The sequence below is a fragment of the Morganella sp. GD04133 genome, from assembly GCF_029835375.1.
GTDB classification, from domain to species: Bacteria; Pseudomonadota; Gammaproteobacteria; order Enterobacterales; family Enterobacteriaceae; genus Morganella; species Morganella morganii_B.
The window spans coordinates 47,832-65,043 of sequence record NZ_JAODZS010000014.1; the positions used below are offsets into that span (position 1 = coordinate 47,832).

The following is a 17,212-nucleotide window of genomic DNA, read 5'->3' on the forward strand; positions in this document are numbered from 1 at the left end:
AGTGCTATGTTTGAGTTAGTTAAAAGTTTAGGTTTCGCACTGTTAATGGTGCCTGTTGTGATGACAGGCCTGGCGGCTCTGATCTGGGGATTAGGTGAAATTTTCAACCTGATTTCTAAAGGCGAGCACCACGAAAAGCAGCACTGATGTTGACGTATTCAGGATTACCTGCGTTCGCGGGTAATCCGTGTTTGCTTCTGTTTTCCCGCTCACTCCCGATGTAATTTCCCTCATTTTATCGTATTTTCCGCTTAACTGACGATAGTGGGATAAACCTCCTTTCATTTTACGCTGTATCTTGTTATATACAACGGGTTAATCCTAATCTATCCTGGTGGAAAAAATGAAAAAACAGTTCAGTACGTTATTGGCCGGCGTTGTTATCTCTGCGGCTGTCATGGGTCAGGCGTGGGCCGCTGAAAAAGTGACCGTGTTTGCGGCGGCATCACTGACAAATGCGGTTGATGAAATCTCGGCAAAATATAAGCAGGAGAAAAAAGGTGACGTGGTCGCGTCTTATGCGTCCTCTTCCACGCTGGCCCGTCAGATTGAAAATGGTGCTCCGGCAGATATCTTTATTTCTGCTGACCAGAAATGGATGGACTACGCTCAGGAGAAAAACCTGATCGTTAATGACACCCGTAAAACCTTGTTGGGTAATGAGCTGGTGCTGATTGCCGCGAAAGACAGTAAGATTGATAAAATAGATATTAATAAGCAGACTGATTGGGTTAAATTACTGGATGGCGGTCGTCTGGCTGTCGGTGATCCTGATCATGTGCCGGTCGGTATTTATGCGCAGGAAGCACTGGAAAATCTGGGTGCCTGGAAAGTGGTTGACCCGATGCTGGCCCGTACCAATAATGTGCGCAGTGGCATGGCGCTGGTGGAGCGCGGCGAAGCGCCGCTGGGTATCGTATACGGTTCTGATGCGGTTGCCAGTGATAAAGTAAAAGTCGTCGGTATTTTCCCGGCTGATACGCATAAACCGGTTGAATATCCGATTGCGATCCTGAAAGATCACAATAATGCCGATGTGAAAGGTTTCTACGATTATCTGCAGACACCGGAAGCAAAAGCGATCTTCAAACGTTACGGTTTCAGCCCTATGTAATAAATAAGGACTAACAGACAGCGATGTTGAATGAGTATGAATGGCAGGCGGTTATCCTCAGCCTGAAAGTATCAACAGTCGCCGTGGCAGCCAGTCTGCCGTTCGGCATACTGATGGCATGGGTACTGGTGCGCTGCCGTTTTCCGGGCAAGTCGCTGCTGGACAGTCTTATCCACTTACCACTGGTATTACCGCCGGTGGTAGTGGGTTATCTTCTTCTGATCAGTATGGGCCGCAAAGGTTTTATCGGTGAATGGCTCTATAACTGGTTCGGTTTCAGTTTTACCTTCAGCTGGCGCGGTGCCGCGCTGGCTGCGGCAGTGGTGGCCTTTCCGCTGATGGTACGGGCTATCCGCCTGGCGCTGGAAGCGGTGGATATGCGTCTGGAGCAGGCGGCACGGACACTCGGTGCCTCACCGCTGCGGGTCTTTTTTACTATCACACTGCCGTTGTCGCTGCCGGGTATTATTGTCGGCACAGTGCTGGCCTTTGCCCGTTCGCTGGGGGAATTCGGCGCGACAATCACCTTTGTTTCCAATATCCCCGGGGAAACCCGGACTATCCCGCTGGCGATGTACTCCCTGCTTGAAACACCGGGTGCCGAAATGGATGCAGCACGGCTCTGTATTATCGCTATTGTTCTGGCACTGGCGTCACTGCTGGCTTCGGAATGGCTGACCCGCTGGGGACGTAAACGCCTGGGGGTTGCCGCATGTTAGTGCTTGATTTTGAACAGCAGCTCGGTGATTTATCGATGGTGATCAACACCGAACTGGCCAGTGACCGTATTACCGCTGTCTTCGGGCTCTCCGGGGCAGGGAAAACCTCCTTTATTAATGTGATCGGCGGGCTGACAAAACCACAGAAGGGGCGGATTGAGCTTAACGGGCACACACTTGTGGATATTGAAAAACGCATCTGTCTGCCACCGGAAAAACGCAAAATCGGCTATGTCTTCCAGGATGCACGCCTGTTTCCCCATTACCGGATAAGAGGCAATCTGCGCTACGGTATGGCGCGGGAAATGGAAGATCAGTTTGACAGTATTGTGGAACTGCTGGGTATCGGACATCTGCTGAACCGGCTGCCGATGATGCTTTCCGGCGGGGAGAAGCAGCGGGTGGCGATTGGCCGCGCATTGCTGACCGCACCGGATATCCTGCTGATGGATGAACCGCTGGCCTCGCTGGATCTGCCGCGTAAACGCGAACTGCTGCCGTATCTGGAAAAGATGGCGCAGGATATCAGTATTCCGATCCTGTATGTCAGTCACAGCCTGGATGAAATCCTGCGGCTGGCGGAAGATGTGGTGATTCTGGAAAAAGGCCGCATTCTGGCACAAGGGCCGCTGGAAGAGGTGTGGGCAAGTGCAGCACTGCGGCCGTGGCTGACACAGGAAAGCCTCTCAAGCGTATTAAATGTCACGGTGCTTAAGCATCACGACCGCTATGCCATGACTGCCGCCGCTATCAGTGATCAGGTGCTGTGGATACCGCGTATTACCGGTGAGTCTGATACACCGGTGCGTGTGCGTGTCAGCGCGGATGATGTGTCAATCGTACTGGAAAAACCGAAAAGCAGCAGTATCCGCAATATATTACGGGCAAAAATCACGGAAATGTATGATGACGACAACGGTCAGACAGATGTACGGCTGGCGGTCGGCAATCATTTCCTCTGGGCACGGATTACCGGCTGGGCGCGGGATGATTTGCAGCTGAAACCCGGACTGTGGGTGTATGCACAGGTAAAAAGTGTGTCACTGAGCCGCGAATTATAACCTGCCTGAATATACGTATTTTTCATTAATAAAGCGGGCATTCATATTATTCCGATTGCCCATCTGACACACCGGCGATATATATTAACGCCGGTGCATCACTGATCCTGCCGAATTATCACAGAATATTCTCCGCACACGGAAACAAGTGTAAGACGTGCGTTATTGCATAAAAAACCACTGAGTCAGAGGGATAAAATGAAAAAAGCATTACTCTTTTTATTACTGGGTATTTTCTCCGGCGGTCAGGCGCTGGCGGCAAATCAGGTGATGTGTTACACCTATCTGAAAAAAGTCAAAGACGTTGAAATCGAAAACTTAAAAGTCTGGTGTATCGGCACCACCGACGGCTCGCAGGGCGGAATGCGTATCCCGGAGCTGCTCAGTATGGGATATAACGTGGTGGCAACGGAAAGCTTCCCGTATCAGTATTCTGAGGGGGGCTATACCTATGACGGATCCAAATTACTGCTGATCGTCGAAAATGCAAAATTCCCGAATCAGAATCCGGCAGAAAAACCCAAAAATAACTGGAATTTTGATAAGTATAAATAACTAAATTTATTTGCGGGTCAGCGGGAAATAATTAAAAAAATGCCTTTATTAAAAGGCATTTTTTATAGTTCAGAACACGGTATTGATCAGCTGAGAATATGACGGCGGATCGCCTGCGCAATACCCGGCTGTGTATTATCCCGGATAATCAGATCAGCGTGTGCTTTGACTTCGTCTGCTGCATTGCCCATTGCCACACCGAGACCGGCGGCAGAAAGCATGCTGATATCATTATGGTTATCACCAAATGCCATCACATCTTTCATCGTCATTCCCTGAGATTCCACCCATTCCTGTAAACGGCGGCCTTTGCTGTTACCTTTGCGGGCGATATCCACCTGGTTTATCCACGACCACTCGCAGGACAGCCCCATATCCGCTTCAACGGCATCGGTGAATTCGCGCAGTTTGTTCAGATCATCTGAGCAGGTGGCGAATTTCCAGATAGTGTCAGCGCGATCAACCTCATCAAGGAAGTTGTCCACTTTGCGCATCACCGGACGCTGGTGTTCCGGCAGAGAAGCTGACCAGTTCAGTGTCCGCTCGATGGTGCTGCTGTCAGTGTGATAAAGCATGGCATCGGAGATATACATCAGATGCTCGATATCGGTCTGTGCCAGACGTTCGAGCAGCTGACGGGATTCACTGACACTCATCGGATCGGCGGAAAGCACTTTTTTCCCCGGATAATCGTACAGATAAGTACCGTTACAGCAGATAGCCGGTGTATCCAGCTGCAATGTCTGATAAAACGGATGGATAGCAACGTGATGACGACCGGTGACAATCAGCACCTGCACCCCGGCACGGCGGGCTTCGCGGATAGCATCCAGCGACTCCTGTAATATATGTTTATCCGGATCGAGAAGTGTACCATCGAGATCAAATGCGAGGACGCGGTAAGACATAACAGGGAGCCCCTTGTATGAGTGTCAGAACCGGAATAACGGCGGGCATCAGGGAATATTATTGCACCCTGACGGCATCCTGGCTGATTCCGGGCGGAGATAACTGATAATATAGCATGTTAATTGTTTCGCGATAAACGCTAAGTGCGGTATTATTATACAGAAATGCTTACATTACCTGTTAAAAATCAAACGGGTAAGTGATGATATTAAGGAGCGCGAATGAAGCAGGTGGTTTATGTTGCCAGTACGGAAAGTCATCAGATTCATGTCTGGCAGATGAATGAACACGGTGAAATGTCACTGTTACAGACAGTATCAACGCCGGATCAGGTGCAGCCGCTGATCACCGCGCCGGATGGTGGTCATCTTTATGCTGCGGTAAAACCGGGTAATGCGGTAGTGACGTATAAAATCGCAGAAGACGGTAAACTCACACAAACCGGCCTGACGCCGCTCCCGGGCACTGCCGCCTATATCACGCTTGATAAAGCGGGGCGCACACTGTATGCCGCGTCTTATCATCAGGGAAATCTGGCGGTACTGCCGATCCGCGATAATGGTCTTCCCGCCCGTGCAGTCCAGGTGATTGAGGGGTTAAAAAATCCGCATTCCGCTAATATTGCGCAGGATGGCTGCACACTGTTTGTGCCGTGCCTCGGGGAAGATCATATCCGCGCTTACACGATTGAGGAAGACGGACGCTTAACTGAACGTCACGCCGATATGCTGACGGTTGCTGCCGGTGCCGGGCCGCGCCATATGGCGTTTCATCCGGCAAAACATGTGGCGTATTGTCTGAATGAATTAAATGCGACCATTAATGTTTACCGCGAATGGGTGAAAGTCCGTGAAATTCAGTCTGTCGATATGATGGCGGATGATTATTCAGGACGCCGCTGGGCTGCTGATATTCATGTCACGCCGGACGGGCGTCATCTCTATGCCTGTGAGCGGGCATCAAGTGTGATTAATCACTACCGGGTGTCGGATGACGGCGGTCATCTGCAACTGGCGGGGCGTTATCCGACAGAAACTCAGCCGCGCGGTTTTGCGGTGGATAACAGCGGGCGTTTCCTGATCTCAACCGGGCAACTTTCTCACCATGTGGCGGTTTCCCGGATTGATGAGATTACCGGCGAACTGCACTTTATCAACCGCTATCCGGCCGGAAAAGGTCCGATGTGGGTGACAGTGCTGACGCTGAAGTAATGTGTTTTTTTCAATACAGAGTTTGCTGGTCAGGTAATAAGCGATAACGGGCAGGCGAAACGAAAAGCATGCGCGTCATGGATGACGCGCCTGAGCTTACAGGGAGGTATTCACAGCGACTTTTCGTTTTTGCCCGTTATCAGCGCTTCTCCGGCGCGGAGATCAGCCGCCTGTTTTTTTATCCTGCCGTCACCTTATCTATCGCCTGCGTCAGCTTTTCCAGTTGTGTCGCCGTAATAATGTATGGCGGCATAATATAAATCAGCCGCCCGAACGGGCGGATCCACACCCCGGCATCAACAAAACGGCGCTGCAATTCTGCCATATTGACCGGCTCTTCCGTTTCAATCACACCAATGGTGCCGAGCACCCGCGCATCACGGACGCCGCTGCGGGATTTCAGCGGCAGCAGGGCACTTTTCAGTTGTGTTTCGATATCCTTCACACGCGCCGCCCAGTCTCCGGACAACAACAGATCAATACTCGCTACTGCCGTGGCGCAGGCCAGCGGATTACCCATAAAGGTCGGGCCGTGCATAAAGCAGCCTGCGTCCCCCTGACTGATGGTGTCCGCAATATGGCGGGTGGTGAGGGTGGCGGAGAGCGTCATATAACCACCGGTAATCGCTTTGCCGAGACACATAATATCCGGTGATATACCGGCGTGTTCGCAGGCAAACAGCTTTCCGGTGCGTCCGAATCCGGTCGCGATCTCGTCACAAATCAGCAGGACATTGTAGTGATCGCACAGCGATCTTACGCCTTTCAGATATTCCGGATGGTAGAAACGCATTCCGCCCGCACCCTGGACAACCGGCTCCAGGATCACCGCCGCGACCTTATGATGATACTGTGCCAGCAGGCTTTCCACGGAGTGAAGATCCGCCGGCTGCCATTCCTCATCGAATCCGCACTGCGGCGCATCGGCAAACAGGTGATCCGGCAGATAGCCCTGCCAGAGTGAGTGCATGGAGTTTTGCGGATCACACACTGACATCGCACCGAATGTATCACCGTGGTAGCCGTGACGCGGGGTGATTATCCGGTGACGCTTTTCCCCGCGTGCCTGCCAGTACTGCAGCGCCATTTTCAGCGCCACTTCTACTGCCACCGAGCCGGAGTCAGCAGGAAACACGCATTCCAGCGGTTCCGGCGTGATAGCCACCAGGCGGCGGCACAGTGCAACGGCAGCCGGATGGGTGATCCCGCCGAACATTACATGTGACATTTGTGACAGCTGTTCAGTCACCGCCGCATTCAGTACCGGGTGATTATAGCCATGGATAGCTGCCCACCACGAGGACATACCGTCAACCAGTTCGCGGCCGTCTGCGAGTGTCAGCACCGCACCGTGTGCCGATACCACCGGATAGACCGGCAGCGGCTGAGTCATTGATGTATAAGGGTGCCAGATGTGGCGGCGGTCAAAATCCGCATCATCAGCCGAAAAGTCGTGACCTGAAATATTCCCTGAAAAAGCCATTATGTAAACCATTTCAATGCAAATAAAGTTGACATGATAATGCTGATATTTAAACTGGCAACACTTTTTTATCGGGAGTTACAGTTATGAGTCAAGGTCGTCAGTGGACATTAAAAGAAGCCAATGCATTGTTTGAAAAACCTTTTTTTGAACTGTTGTATGAGGCTCAGACCCTGCATCGCCAGCATTTTGACCCGCAGCAGGTGCAGATCAGCACACTGCTTTCCATCAAAACCGGGGCGTGTCCGGAAGATTGTAAATACTGTGCGCAGAGTGCGCGATACAAGACCGGGCTGGAAAAAGAGCGGCTGATGGAAGTACAGCAGGTGGTGGAAACGGCGCGTAAGGCGCGGGCAGCCGGTTCGACCCGGTTCTGCATGGGCGCGGCGTGGAAGAATCCCCATGAGCGCGATATGCCGTATCTGGAAACCATGGTGAAAGAAGTACGGGCGCTGGGTATGGAAACCTGTATGACACTTGGTATGCTGAACAGCTCACAGGCGGAGCGTCTTGCCAAAGCCGGTCTGGATTACTACAACCATAACCTTGACACCTCGCCGGAATTTTACGGCTCGATTGTCACCACCCGGACCTATCAGGACAGACTCGATACCCTCGACAATGTGCGGGATGCGGGGATCAAAGTGTGCTCCGGCGGAATTTTAGGACTGGGTGAAGCGGTGCGTGACCGTGCGGCAATGCTGGTGCAGCTGGCGAATCTGCCGAAAGCCCCGGAAAGTGTGCCGATCAACATGCTGGCGAAAATCAAAGGCACACCGTTTGAAGATAATGAGGAAGTCGATCCGTTTGATTTCGTCCGCACCATTGCGGTGGCCCGCATTATGATGCCAACGTCTCATGTGCGCCTCTCCGCCGGTCGTGAAATGATGAATGAACAGACCCAGGCACTTTGCTTTATGGCGGGTGCGAACTCTATTTTTTACGGCTGTAAACTGCTCACCACCACCAACCCGGAAGAAAATACCGATATCGCCCTGTTTAAAAAACTGGGGATCAAACGTGAGGCCATTCATGTTACCCGGGGTGACAATGAGGAGACGGATTCTTTACTGGATGCCATCAGCCACAATGATGACGAAAAATTCTATAACGCAGCCCTGTGAGCCGTACCATGTGGCAGACTTTTCTTTCTGAGCGCCTGCAACAGGCGCAGGAACAGGATGCGGTACGCCGTCGTGACGCTAATGACGGCGCGGACGGGCGTACCCTCCTGATTAACGGCAGACGCGCCGTGAATTTCTCCGGCAATGATTATCTCGGCCTCAGCCGCCACCCGGCGGTGATCCGCGCCTGGTGTGACGGCACCCGGCAATACGGCGTGGGCAGCGGCGGATCCGGTCATGTCACCGGCTATACGGCGGCACACCGGGATCTGGAACAGATGCTGGCGGAGTGGCTCGGGTTTGATCGGGCGATCCTGTTTGTCTCCGGTTTCAGTGCTAATCAGGCGGTGATCACCGCACTGATGCAGCGCGGCGACCACCTTATCTGCGACAAACTTGCTCATGCTTCCATTATGGAAGCGGCTATGCATTCACCCGCTGAATTCAGTCGTTTTCGTCATAATGATACCGCCCATCTGAGCAATCGTTTGAGCCGGACTGAAAACAGTACCGGCAAAACCCTGGTGGTCACGGAAGGGATCTTCAGTATGGACGGAGATGCCGCGCCGCTGGCGGCGATCCTACCACTCACCCGGCAGCATAACGCCCGGCTGATGGCGGATGATGCGCACGGTATCGGTGTCTGCGGTCGTGAAGGGCGGGGCAGTTGTGATGCGGCGGGAATACGCCCGGATATTCAGATTGTCACCTTCGGCAAAGCGGTCGGGGTCAGCGGTGCAGCGGTGCTGTGTGATGCACAGACCGCAGATTATCTGACGCAATATGCCCGTCATCTTATCTACAGCACCACCTTCCCGGCGGCACAGGCGTGTGCCATTCAGACGGCGGTGCAGGAAATCCGTCACGGCGACGGGCTACGGGACACACTGGCGGAAAACATCCGCTTCTTCCGTGAGCGGGTGGCGCCTCTGCCGCTGCAATTACTGCCGTCCGCATCGGCTATCCAGCCGCTGATTGTGGGGGATAACCGAGCTGCCCTGGCGCTGTCGCACTATTTACAGGAACGCGGCCTGTGGGTGAAAGCGATCCGCCCGCCAACCGTGCCGCCGAATACCGCCCGGCTGCGCATCACGCTGACCAGCGCCCATCACCGCGACGATATCACACAGCTTACGGAGGCGCTGGATGCATTCTGTTGTCACTACCGCCCCGGTGAATAAAGCCGCCGTTGCCGCCGCTTTCGGGCGCGCAGCCGGACACTATGACACCGTGGCGCACCTCCAGCAGAAAACCGGACACCACTTGCGGCAACTGACCACACAGGCACTTTCCGCGCCGTTATTATCTGAACTGCACGGGCTGGATGCCGGCTGCGGTACCGGGTTTTTCAGTGAACAGTGGAAAATTGATTGCCGCAGTGTAACCGCGTTTGATCTTTCCCCTGAGATGCTGGCGCACGCCCGGCAGCAGCAGCGGGCGACCCGTTATGTACAGGGGGATATCGAACAGCTGCCTTTTGCGGATAAGCAGTTTGATTTCTGTTTCAGCAATCTGGCGGTGCAGTGGTGTGATTCGCTGGCAGAGGCGCTGGCCGGTCTGGTACGGGTGACCCGGCCCGGCGGGGTGGTGGCGTTTTCCACGCTGCTCAGCGGGTCGCTGGATGAACTGAATCAGGCGTTTGCCCGGGTGGACAGCAACCGTCACGCCAACGGCTTTCTCAGCCGTGAGGCGGTTTCCGCTGCCTGTCAGCCTTACCGGCATACCTTGTCAGACGTTTGTTACCGGCTCTCCTTTGATTCTCTGCCCGCGCTGCTGCACTCCCTCAAGGGGATTGGAGCCACCCATGTCCATCAGGGACGTGCTGCCGGGCTGATGACACGCAATAAACTCATTCGGCTGGCGAATCATTATCCCGCCGAAGACGGCGTATTTCCGCTCAGCTATCTTATTCAGTACGGAGTCATACATGTTGAAAAATAACTGGTTTTTAACCGGCACCGATACGGATGCCGGTAAAACCGTGGTCAGTTGCGCCCTGTTGCAGGCTGCCCGCAACGCCGGGTTCCGCTGCGCGGGGTATAAACCGGTGGCCTCCGGCAGTGAGATGACGGCGGAGGGGCTGCGCAACAGTGATGCACTGGCATTGTGGCACCATACCGTGCCGCCGGTCAGTTACGCGCAGATTAACCCCTATACCTTTGCCGAGCCGACATCGCCGCACATTGTCAGCGAACTGACACAAACTCCGCTGGAATTTACGGTGATGACTGACGGGCTGCATGCGTTAAATCAGCAGGCCGACTGGGTGCTGACCGAAGGGGCGGGCGGATGGTTTACCCCGCTGTCAGCCACGCAGACTTATGCGGACTGGGCGGCACACATGCGGATGCCGGTGATCCTCGTGGTCGGGGTAAAACTCGGCTGCATTAATCATGCGTTACTGACCGTGATGGCGATACAGCAGGCCGGGCTGAGCCTGGCCGGATGGGTGGCTAATGAGGTCACACCGCCGGGTCTGCATCAGCAGGCGTACCTGGCGACACTGAACAACCTGATCCCGGCGCCGTGTCTGGGTGTGTTACCGCATCTGCCGGATCCGTTGAATCAGGACTTATCCGGCTATCTTTCACTGCCGGTTTCCGCGCACTGATTCTGTATCCGGCCGGATCGTTCCGGGATCACGGCAAATCTTCCGGCCGGGTGTTTTTTATCAGGAAAAAATCCTGAATTATTTTTTCTCTTTGTGCTGAAAGTGACAATTTTATGACTGCACAATGTCACGCAACCATGCACCGGCAAACGACTTTATTAAGTTATCCACCATTCCTGTGGATAACCCTGTGCATTAACTTTAGAAAACTCACGCCATCCTTGCAGGAACGGGGCTTTCGCTGACATTGTTGTAAAATCGGGCTTTTATGATTTTTACATAAATAACAAATAGATAAATAAAATCAAGAGTCCTCCTGCGTGAAAAATAGCAATTGGTCAGAGGGGCGTCAGATTTCAGCATAATTTAAAATTGCAAGTGCTTTTTTTTGGGGATAACTGTGGAAAGCCAATAAAATTTTCCCTGGTTTTGCAAGCAAAAAATCACAAAATAACGGATTTTTTCTGCCGGGGGTTGAAGCTGGTTTTTTATCCAGTATCATAGTGACCCTATTCGCGCAGGGGGGCTCATGAGCAAACTATTTAAACTGCATTCTGACTTTAAACCGGCCGGTGACCAGCCGCAGGCCATTGCAAAACTGGTTGAGGGCCTGGAAGACGGGCTGGCGCATCAGACGCTGCTGGGGGTAACCGGCTCAGGGAAAACGTTCACCATTGCCAATGTTATCGCCACGCTGAACCGTCCGACCATGATCATGGCGCCCAATAAAACCCTTGCCGCCCAGCTTTACAGTGAGATTAAAGATTTCTTCCCGGAAAACGCGGTGGAATATTTTGTCTCCTACTACGACTATTATCAGCCGGAAGCCTATGTGCCGAGCTCTGACACCTTTATCGAAAAAGATGCCTCAGTAAACGAACATATTGAGCAGATGCGGCTCTCAGCCACCAAAGCCCTGCTCGAACGGCGGGATGTGGTGGTGGTGGCCTCCGTTTCCGCTATCTACGGGTTGGGTGATCCGGACAGCTATCTGAAAATGATGCTGCACCTTACCGAAGGAATGATCATCGATCAGCGCTCGATCCTGCACCGGCTTTCTGATCTCCAGTACACCCGTAACGACCAGGCCTTTCAGCGCGGTACATTCCGCGTGCGCGGTGAAGTGGTGGATATTTTCCCGGCGGAATCGGATGATTACGCACTGCGCGTGGAACTGTTTGATGATGAGGTGGAGCGCCTGTCGCTGTTTGATCCGCTGACCGGCCATATCCATTATCAGGTACCGCGTTTTACTGTTTACCCGAAAACCCACTATGTGACACCGCGTGAGCGTATTCTTGAGGCGATGGAAGGGATCAAAACCGAGCTGGCGGAACGGCGAAAATTCCTGATCGACAACAACAAACTGGTGGAAGAGCAGCGTCTTGCCCAGCGCACTCAGTTTGATCTGGAAATGATGAATGAGCTGGGTTATTGCTCGGGTATCGAAAACTATTCGCGCTATCTCTCCGGACGCAAATCCGGCGAATCCCCGCCAACCCTGTTTGATTACCTGCCGGCGGACGGCCTGCTGGTGATCGACGAATCCCACGTCACTATTCCGCAAATCGGCGGGATGTACAAAGGCGACCGTTCGCGCAAAGAAACGCTGGTGGAATATGGTTTCCGTCTGCCGTCCGCGCTGGATAACCGTCCGCTGCGCTTTGAGGAGTTTGAATCTCTCGCACCGCAGAGTATTTATGTGTCCGCCACGCCGGGCAAATATGAAATGGAAAAATCCGGCTCTGATGTGGTTGAACAGGTTGTGCGTCCGACCGGGCTGCTTGATCCGGAAGTGGAAGTGCGTCCGGTGACCACCCAGGTGGATGATCTGCTGTCTGAAATCCGCATCCGCGCACAGAAAAATGAGCGCGTGCTGGTCACCACACTGACCAAACGGATGGCGGAAGATCTTACTGAATATCTGGAAGAGCACGGCGAGCGGGTGCGTTATCTGCACTCGGATATTGATACCGTGGAGCGGGTGGAAATTATCCGCGACCTGCGCCTCGGGGAGTTTGATGTGCTGGTGGGTATCAACCTGCTGCGTGAGGGGCTGGACATGCCGGAAGTGTCACTGGTGGCGATTCTGGATGCGGATAAAGAAGGCTTCCTGCGTTCCGAACGTTCCCTGATCCAGACCATTGGCCGTGCTGCCCGTAACCTGCACGGCAAAGCGATTCTCTACGGCGATAAAATCACGGACTCGATGGCAAGGGCTATTGAGGAAACTGAACGCCGCAGAGAGAAGCAGATGGCGTTTAACGAAGCACACGGTATTGTGCCGAAAGGGCTGAATAAAAAGATTGGCGATATCCTGAAAATCGGCCAGCCGTCAGCCGGGGCGAAAAATAAAGGCAAAGGAAAAGCAGCCGCGAAAAGCAGCGATTATCAGCGTATGTCGCCGAAAGAGCTGGAAGTTAGAATTCAGGAACTGGAAGCGCAGATGTACCGCCACGCTCAGGATCTGGAATTTGAACAGGCAGCAGCGGTACGGGATGAATTACAGGGCCTGCGTGAGCAGTTTATTGCCAACTCCTGACGGGGTCAGGGCAGCAGGCCGATGGTTTTATCCAGCGCATTCAGCAGCAGGCTGCGGTCATGGCGGTACGGGACATCCTGTGCCTCGAGGATCTCTCTGACAATCAGGCGGTCGCCGAGGTCACCGGTATTGATATGCGGTGCGCACACCACCGCATCTATCCGTTTGCGGCCGATGCGTTTTTCAATCACGGCGATTTTTTCACTCAGGCTGAGGGACGCCGCAGCCGGGCTCAGTTCTTTGCCGAGATTTTCAATATAGATCATCGGCGCCTGATTAAAATTAATCGCTTTGGTGAAATCGGGCAGCAGCATCAGCGGCATCAGGCTGGTAAAGAAACTGCCCGGCCCGATAATAATCAGCTCTGCGCGGCAGATGGCATCCAGTGCCTCTTTGGTGGTTTTCACCGGCGGGGAGAGCTGTAACTCCTGCGGCGGGCAGGTCAGCTGATCGACATTCACTTCGCCGTACACTTCATGACCTTCACTGTCGATAGCCATCAGATCGACCGGCGTTTCTGACATCGGGATCAATTTGGCTTTGACTTTCAGCATATTGCGGATCAGATTGATGGCATCCAGCGGGCGCACACTCATATGATCCAGTGCCTTGAGCATCAGGTTGCCGAGGTTATGTCCCGCCAGTTCGCCGTTACCGCTGAAACGGTATTCAAACATAGTGGAGGCAATCGACGGCTCCGTGATCATCTGATTGAGACAGTTGCGCATATCCCCCCAGGCAATGCCACCCTCCGCCCGGCGGATCCGGCCGGTGGAGCCGCCGTTATCCGTGGTGGTGACCACGCCGGTCAGCCGCGATCCCAGACCGTTCAGGCAGGACATCACCCGTCCCAGCCCGTGGCCTCCGCCTAAAGCAACAACATGTTCCAGCGACGTGAGTGTGCGGTTCCCCATAGTGTTTATGCATTCCCTGAGTTTTCATATTTATTTGCGCGGTAATCTATCATAAAAACCAATTTTTCGCGTCACGATACTGAGATTTATCAAACTCCGGTCAATCATAAAGGTGAATTATCTTTTTGCTGCGTACTTTTACGTGTGATTCAGAGATGGCAACGGCGGGGAAGTCATGCTATGAGTGAATGCGGTGACTGAAAGCATCATAAATAAACATGAATAACAAAAATCAATAAGTGACAGGAAGAACATCATGAATGACCTGACGTGTACCATTCCGGTACTGGAAACCGAACGTCTGATCCTGAGTGCCCACCGCAGAGAAGACCATGCAGCAGTGGCTGACATGTGGTCGGATACCGCAGTGACACATCATATTATGGCAGGACAGATTTCCACACCGCGCGACAGCTGGATGCGGATACTGGCGTATCTCGGATTGTGGCCGCTGCTGGGCTATGGTTACTGGGCGGTCAGGGAGAAAAGCACCGGAGAGTATATCGGGGATATCGGTTTTGCGGATTTTTACCGTGAAATGGAAAAAGACATCAGCCACTATCCGGAAGCAGGTTGGGTGTTTGCAAAGCGGGCACACGGTAAGGGCTATGCCGGTGAAGCATTGGGAGCCATACTGAACTGGCTGAAAGAGGTGCGCGGTATTAATGAATGCGTGTGTATTATTGCTCCTGAGAATAAACGCTCTGCCCGGCTGGCAGAGCGTTACGGATTCCGTCCGCAGGAGACACTGAGAATGAATTATAAATCCGTTATTTTCTATCACGTTACACTGGACTGACCGGGCCTGCTATATCTGTGTCAGCTCAACCGGTGTCAGATCAAAAAAGCGGTAAATAATTTTCCTGCCGGATCGCCGTATTTTCGGCAGTTTGCTGTTTATTATTTATTCATCGGCCTATAATTGATTTGCTAATTAATTGAAAAACTGTGTGAAATTTTCGTTATCCGGTGTATCCGTTCCTTTTTCCGGAGGCACGGTAACACGTTGTATAATAAGGTATATAGCGTATTTATCATGGTAATTCCCGCAGGGCAACGCTAGAATCAATTCACTTAGCGTGGTTATTAACAGCATTAATGACAACGATTAACTCCTAGCCTTCACACCTACGTTTCAGGTCAGAACCGGAAATAGGGTGAGCTGGCCGTGACACTCACGAGTGCCACCAGGGTGCAGGATAGAAATGTCCGCATCTCCCGTATTTGGAAAGGTGTTATGACTGAACAACTGACAGATCCCTTTGCGCGCAAATTTTATTATCTGCGCCTCTCCGTGACAGACGTTTGCAATTTCCGTTGCAACTATTGTCTGCCTGATGGTTATAAACCAAACGGACACAAATCCTTTCTTTCCCTCGGCGAAATCCGCCGGGTGACCCGCGCGTTTGCTCAGCTGGGCACGGAAAAAATCCGTCTGACCGGCGGCGAGCCGACCATGCGCCGCGATTTTACCGATATTGTTGCCGCTATCCGCGAAAATGAGAATATCCGCACTATTGCTGTGACCACCAACGGTTACCGCATGGCGCGGGATATCCGCGACTGGCGCGCCGCCGGGCTGAGCGCGGTGAATGTCAGCGTTGACAGTCTCGACCCGCGCCAGTTTCACGCTATCACCGGGCAGGATAAATTCATGCAGGTGATGAGTGGTATCGATGCCGCGTTTGACGCCGGTTTTGAGAAGGTGAAAGTGAATGTGGTGCTGATGAAGAATGTCAATGACATCCATCTGCCTGCATTTCTGAACTGGATCAAAGACCGCCCGATCCAGCTGCGTTTTATCGAACTGATGGAAACCGGTGACGGCAGTGATGTGTTCCGCCGTTTCCATATCTCCGGCAATGTTATCCGCGCCCGTCTGTTACAGGCCGGCTGGCAGCAGGTGGCGCGTGCCCGCAGTGACGGCCCGGCGCAGGTGTTCAGTCATCCGGATTATCAGGGCGAAATCGGCCTGATCATGCCGTATGAAAAAGACTTCTGTCAGAGCTGTAACCGTCTGCGGGTGTCGGCGGTCGGTAATCTGCATCTGTGCCTGTTCGGCGAGCAGGGGATCACGCTGCGTGACCTGCTGGCGGAAGACGGACACGACGACGAGCTGAAAGCTCGGCTTCAGCGCGCATTGCAGCACAAACGCGAAACCCATTTCCTCCATCAGGGGAACAGCGGTATTACCCCGAATTTATCCGTTATCGGCGGCTGATCCGCCGGTCATATCAGGAGTTTACATGTCTCAACTCACCCATATTAATGCGGCGGGCGAAGCCAACATGGTGGATGTGTCCGGAAAACAGGAAACGGTCCGCGAAGCGCGCGCCGAAGCCTTTATCACCATGGATGCCAAAACCTTACAGATGATTATTGACGGCAACCATCACAAAGGGGATGTCTTTGCGACAGCCCGTATCGCCGGTATTCAGGCCGCCAAACGGACCTGGGATCTGATCCCGCTGTGTCATCCGCTGATGCTGAGCAAAGTGGAGGTTCAGCTGAGCGCGGAGCCGGACACGTCCCGTGTGCGTATTGAATCCTGCTGCCGCCTGACCGGTAAAACCGGGGTGGAAATGGAAGCCCTGACTGCGGCTTCTGTGGCTGCACTGACGATCTATGATATGTGCAAAGCGGTGCAGAAGGATATGGTTATCGGCCCGGTGCGTTTACTGGAAAAAAGCGGCGGGAAATCAGGATATTTTAAGGCGGACGCATGATTAAGGTACTGTTTTTCGCGCAGGTGCGCGAGCTGGTGAATACCGATGAGCTTTCTCTGCCGTGTGATTACGCCACAGCAGAAGATTTACGGGCTGCGTTATGTGAGCGCGGTGAGCGCTGGGCGCTGGCGCTGGAATCCGGCAAACTGCTGTGTGCGGTGAATCAGTCTTTTGTACCGCTGTCGCAGCCGCTGACTGACGGCGACGAGGTCGCGTTCTTTCCGCCGGTCACCGGAGGCTGAA

Annotated in this window: 19 protein-coding genes and 1 riboswitch; of the genes, 15 read left to right on the forward strand and 4 right to left on the reverse strand. The window is 53.2% G+C overall.

Going from position 1 to position 17,212, the window contains the following annotated elements; all coding sequences use genetic code 11:
* The first annotated feature begins 6 nt into the window (after window positions 1-6).
* From N7387_RS08570 to N7387_RS08590, 5 genes are all read left to right on the forward strand, one after another.
* Window positions 7-147, forward strand: a complete 141-nt coding sequence (locus N7387_RS08570; protein ID WP_025153430.1) for an AcrZ family multidrug efflux pump-associated protein — start codon at window positions 7-9, stop codon at window positions 145-147.
* A 196-nt stretch (window positions 148-343) separates the two neighbouring features.
* Window positions 344-1,114: a molybdate ABC transporter substrate-binding protein gene (gene modA / locus N7387_RS08575; protein WP_262860809.1), complete on the forward strand. Its 771-nt coding sequence runs from the start codon at window positions 344-346 to the stop codon at window positions 1,112-1,114.
* A gap of 23 nt (window positions 1,115-1,137) precedes the next feature.
* Window positions 1,138-1,833, forward strand: a complete 696-nt coding sequence (gene modB / locus N7387_RS08580; RefSeq protein WP_025153428.1) for a molybdate ABC transporter permease subunit — start codon at window positions 1,138-1,140, stop codon at window positions 1,831-1,833.
* Window positions 1,827-2,894, forward strand: coding sequence for a molybdenum ABC transporter ATP-binding protein ModC (gene modC / locus N7387_RS08585; protein ID WP_279798193.1), 1,068 nt, complete (start codon window positions 1,827-1,829; stop codon window positions 2,892-2,894). The genes modB and modC overlap by 7 nt, the downstream gene beginning before the upstream one ends.
* A gap of 198 nt (window positions 2,895-3,092) precedes the next feature.
* Window positions 3,093-3,449, forward strand: a complete 357-nt coding sequence (locus tag N7387_RS08590) for a hypothetical protein (RefSeq protein WP_108655106.1) — start codon at window positions 3,093-3,095, stop codon at window positions 3,447-3,449.
* A gap of 86 nt (window positions 3,450-3,535) precedes the next feature.
* Here N7387_RS08590 and N7387_RS08595 read toward each other — a convergent pair whose 3' ends face one another.
* Window positions 3,536-4,357, reverse strand: coding sequence for a pyridoxal phosphatase (locus tag N7387_RS08595; RefSeq protein ID WP_279798194.1), 822 nt, complete (start codon window positions 4,355-4,357; stop codon window positions 3,536-3,538).
* Between the two features lie 222 nt (window positions 4,358-4,579).
* Here N7387_RS08595 and pgl point away from each other — a divergent pair, with 222 nt between their 5' ends.
* The gene (pgl, locus tag N7387_RS08600) at window positions 4,580-5,569 is read left to right on the forward strand and encodes a 6-phosphogluconolactonase (RefSeq protein ID WP_279798195.1); all 990 of its coding nucleotides are present in this window, start codon (window positions 4,580-4,582) and stop codon (window positions 5,567-5,569) included.
* A 178-nt stretch (window positions 5,570-5,747) separates the two neighbouring features.
* Here the strand turns inward: pgl and bioA are convergent, their stop codons facing one another.
* Entirely contained in the window at window positions 5,748-7,052 is a 1,305-nt protein-coding gene (gene bioA / locus N7387_RS08605; RefSeq protein ID WP_279798196.1) for an adenosylmethionine--8-amino-7-oxononanoate transaminase, read from the reverse strand.
* Window positions 7,053-7,138: 86 nt separating this feature from the next.
* Here bioA and bioB point away from each other — a divergent pair, with 86 nt between their 5' ends.
* From bioB to bioD, 4 genes are read left to right on the forward strand one after another with little or no spacing between them, the layout of a single operon-like run.
* A complete protein-coding gene (gene bioB, locus N7387_RS08610) occupies window positions 7,139-8,176 on the forward strand; it encodes a biotin synthase BioB (protein WP_279798197.1) in 1,038 nt (345 codons plus the stop codon).
* Window positions 8,177-8,184: 8 nt separating this feature from the next.
* The gene (gene bioF, locus N7387_RS08615; RefSeq protein ID WP_279798257.1) at window positions 8,185-9,357 is read left to right on the forward strand and encodes an 8-amino-7-oxononanoate synthase; all 1,173 of its coding nucleotides are present in this window, start codon (window positions 8,185-8,187) and stop codon (window positions 9,355-9,357) included.
* Window positions 9,323-10,117 (forward strand): malonyl-ACP O-methyltransferase BioC, encoded by a 795-nt coding sequence (gene bioC, locus N7387_RS08620; protein ID WP_279798198.1) that lies wholly within the window; start codon window positions 9,323-9,325, stop codon window positions 10,115-10,117. The genes bioF and bioC overlap by 35 nt, the downstream gene beginning before the upstream one ends.
* Window positions 10,104-10,787 carry a dethiobiotin synthase gene (bioD, locus tag N7387_RS08625; RefSeq protein WP_279798199.1) on the forward strand — a complete coding sequence of 228 codons (684 nt, stop codon included), beginning with the start codon at window positions 10,104-10,106 and terminating at the stop codon, window positions 10,785-10,787. The genes bioC and bioD overlap by 14 nt, the downstream gene beginning before the upstream one ends.
* Window positions 10,788-11,136: 349 nt before the next feature.
* On the opposite strand, the gene N7387_RS08630 is transcribed toward bioD, so the two are convergent.
* Entirely contained in the window at window positions 11,137-11,289 is a 153-nt protein-coding gene (locus tag N7387_RS08630) for a hypothetical protein (protein WP_153641938.1), read from the reverse strand.
* A gap of 27 nt (window positions 11,290-11,316) precedes the next feature.
* Here N7387_RS08630 and uvrB point away from each other — a divergent pair, with 27 nt between their 5' ends.
* Window positions 11,317-13,329 carry an excinuclease ABC subunit UvrB gene (gene uvrB, locus N7387_RS08635; RefSeq protein ID WP_279798202.1) on the forward strand — a complete coding sequence of 671 codons (2,013 nt, stop codon included), beginning with the start codon at window positions 11,317-11,319 and terminating at the stop codon, window positions 13,327-13,329.
* A 5-nt stretch (window positions 13,330-13,334) separates the two neighbouring features.
* Here uvrB and yvcK read toward each other — a convergent pair whose 3' ends face one another.
* Window positions 13,335-14,243, reverse strand: coding sequence for a uridine diphosphate-N-acetylglucosamine-binding protein YvcK (gene yvcK / locus N7387_RS08640; protein ID WP_025153417.1), 909 nt, complete (start codon window positions 14,241-14,243; stop codon window positions 13,335-13,337).
* Window positions 14,244-14,499: 256 nt separating this feature from the next.
* Here yvcK and N7387_RS08645 point away from each other — a divergent pair, with 256 nt between their 5' ends.
* The 4 genes from N7387_RS08645 to moaD all read left to right on the forward strand — a co-directional run bounded on the left by N7387_RS08645 (window position 14,500) and on the right by moaD (window position 17,211).
* Complete coding sequence (locus N7387_RS08645; RefSeq protein ID WP_279798205.1) at window positions 14,500-15,042, forward strand: GNAT family N-acetyltransferase; 543 nt, start codon at window positions 14,500-14,502, stop codon at window positions 15,040-15,042.
* Window positions 15,043-15,343: 301 nt separating this feature from the next.
* A riboswitch (molybdenum cofactor riboswitch) is annotated at window positions 15,344-15,493 on the forward strand.
* Entirely contained in the window at window positions 15,481-16,464 is a 984-nt protein-coding gene (gene moaA, locus N7387_RS08650) for a GTP 3',8-cyclase MoaA (RefSeq protein WP_279798206.1), read from the forward strand. Its footprint overlaps the riboswitch before it by 13 nt.
* Before the next feature lie 25 nt (window positions 16,465-16,489).
* Entirely contained in the window at window positions 16,490-16,969 is a 480-nt protein-coding gene (gene moaC, locus N7387_RS08655) for a cyclic pyranopterin monophosphate synthase MoaC (protein WP_279798207.1), read from the forward strand.
* A complete protein-coding gene (moaD, locus tag N7387_RS08660; RefSeq protein WP_046893745.1) occupies window positions 16,966-17,211 on the forward strand; it encodes a molybdopterin synthase sulfur carrier subunit in 246 nt (81 codons plus the stop codon). The genes moaC and moaD overlap by 4 nt, the downstream gene beginning before the upstream one ends.
* Window position 17,212 lies beyond the last annotated feature (1 nt).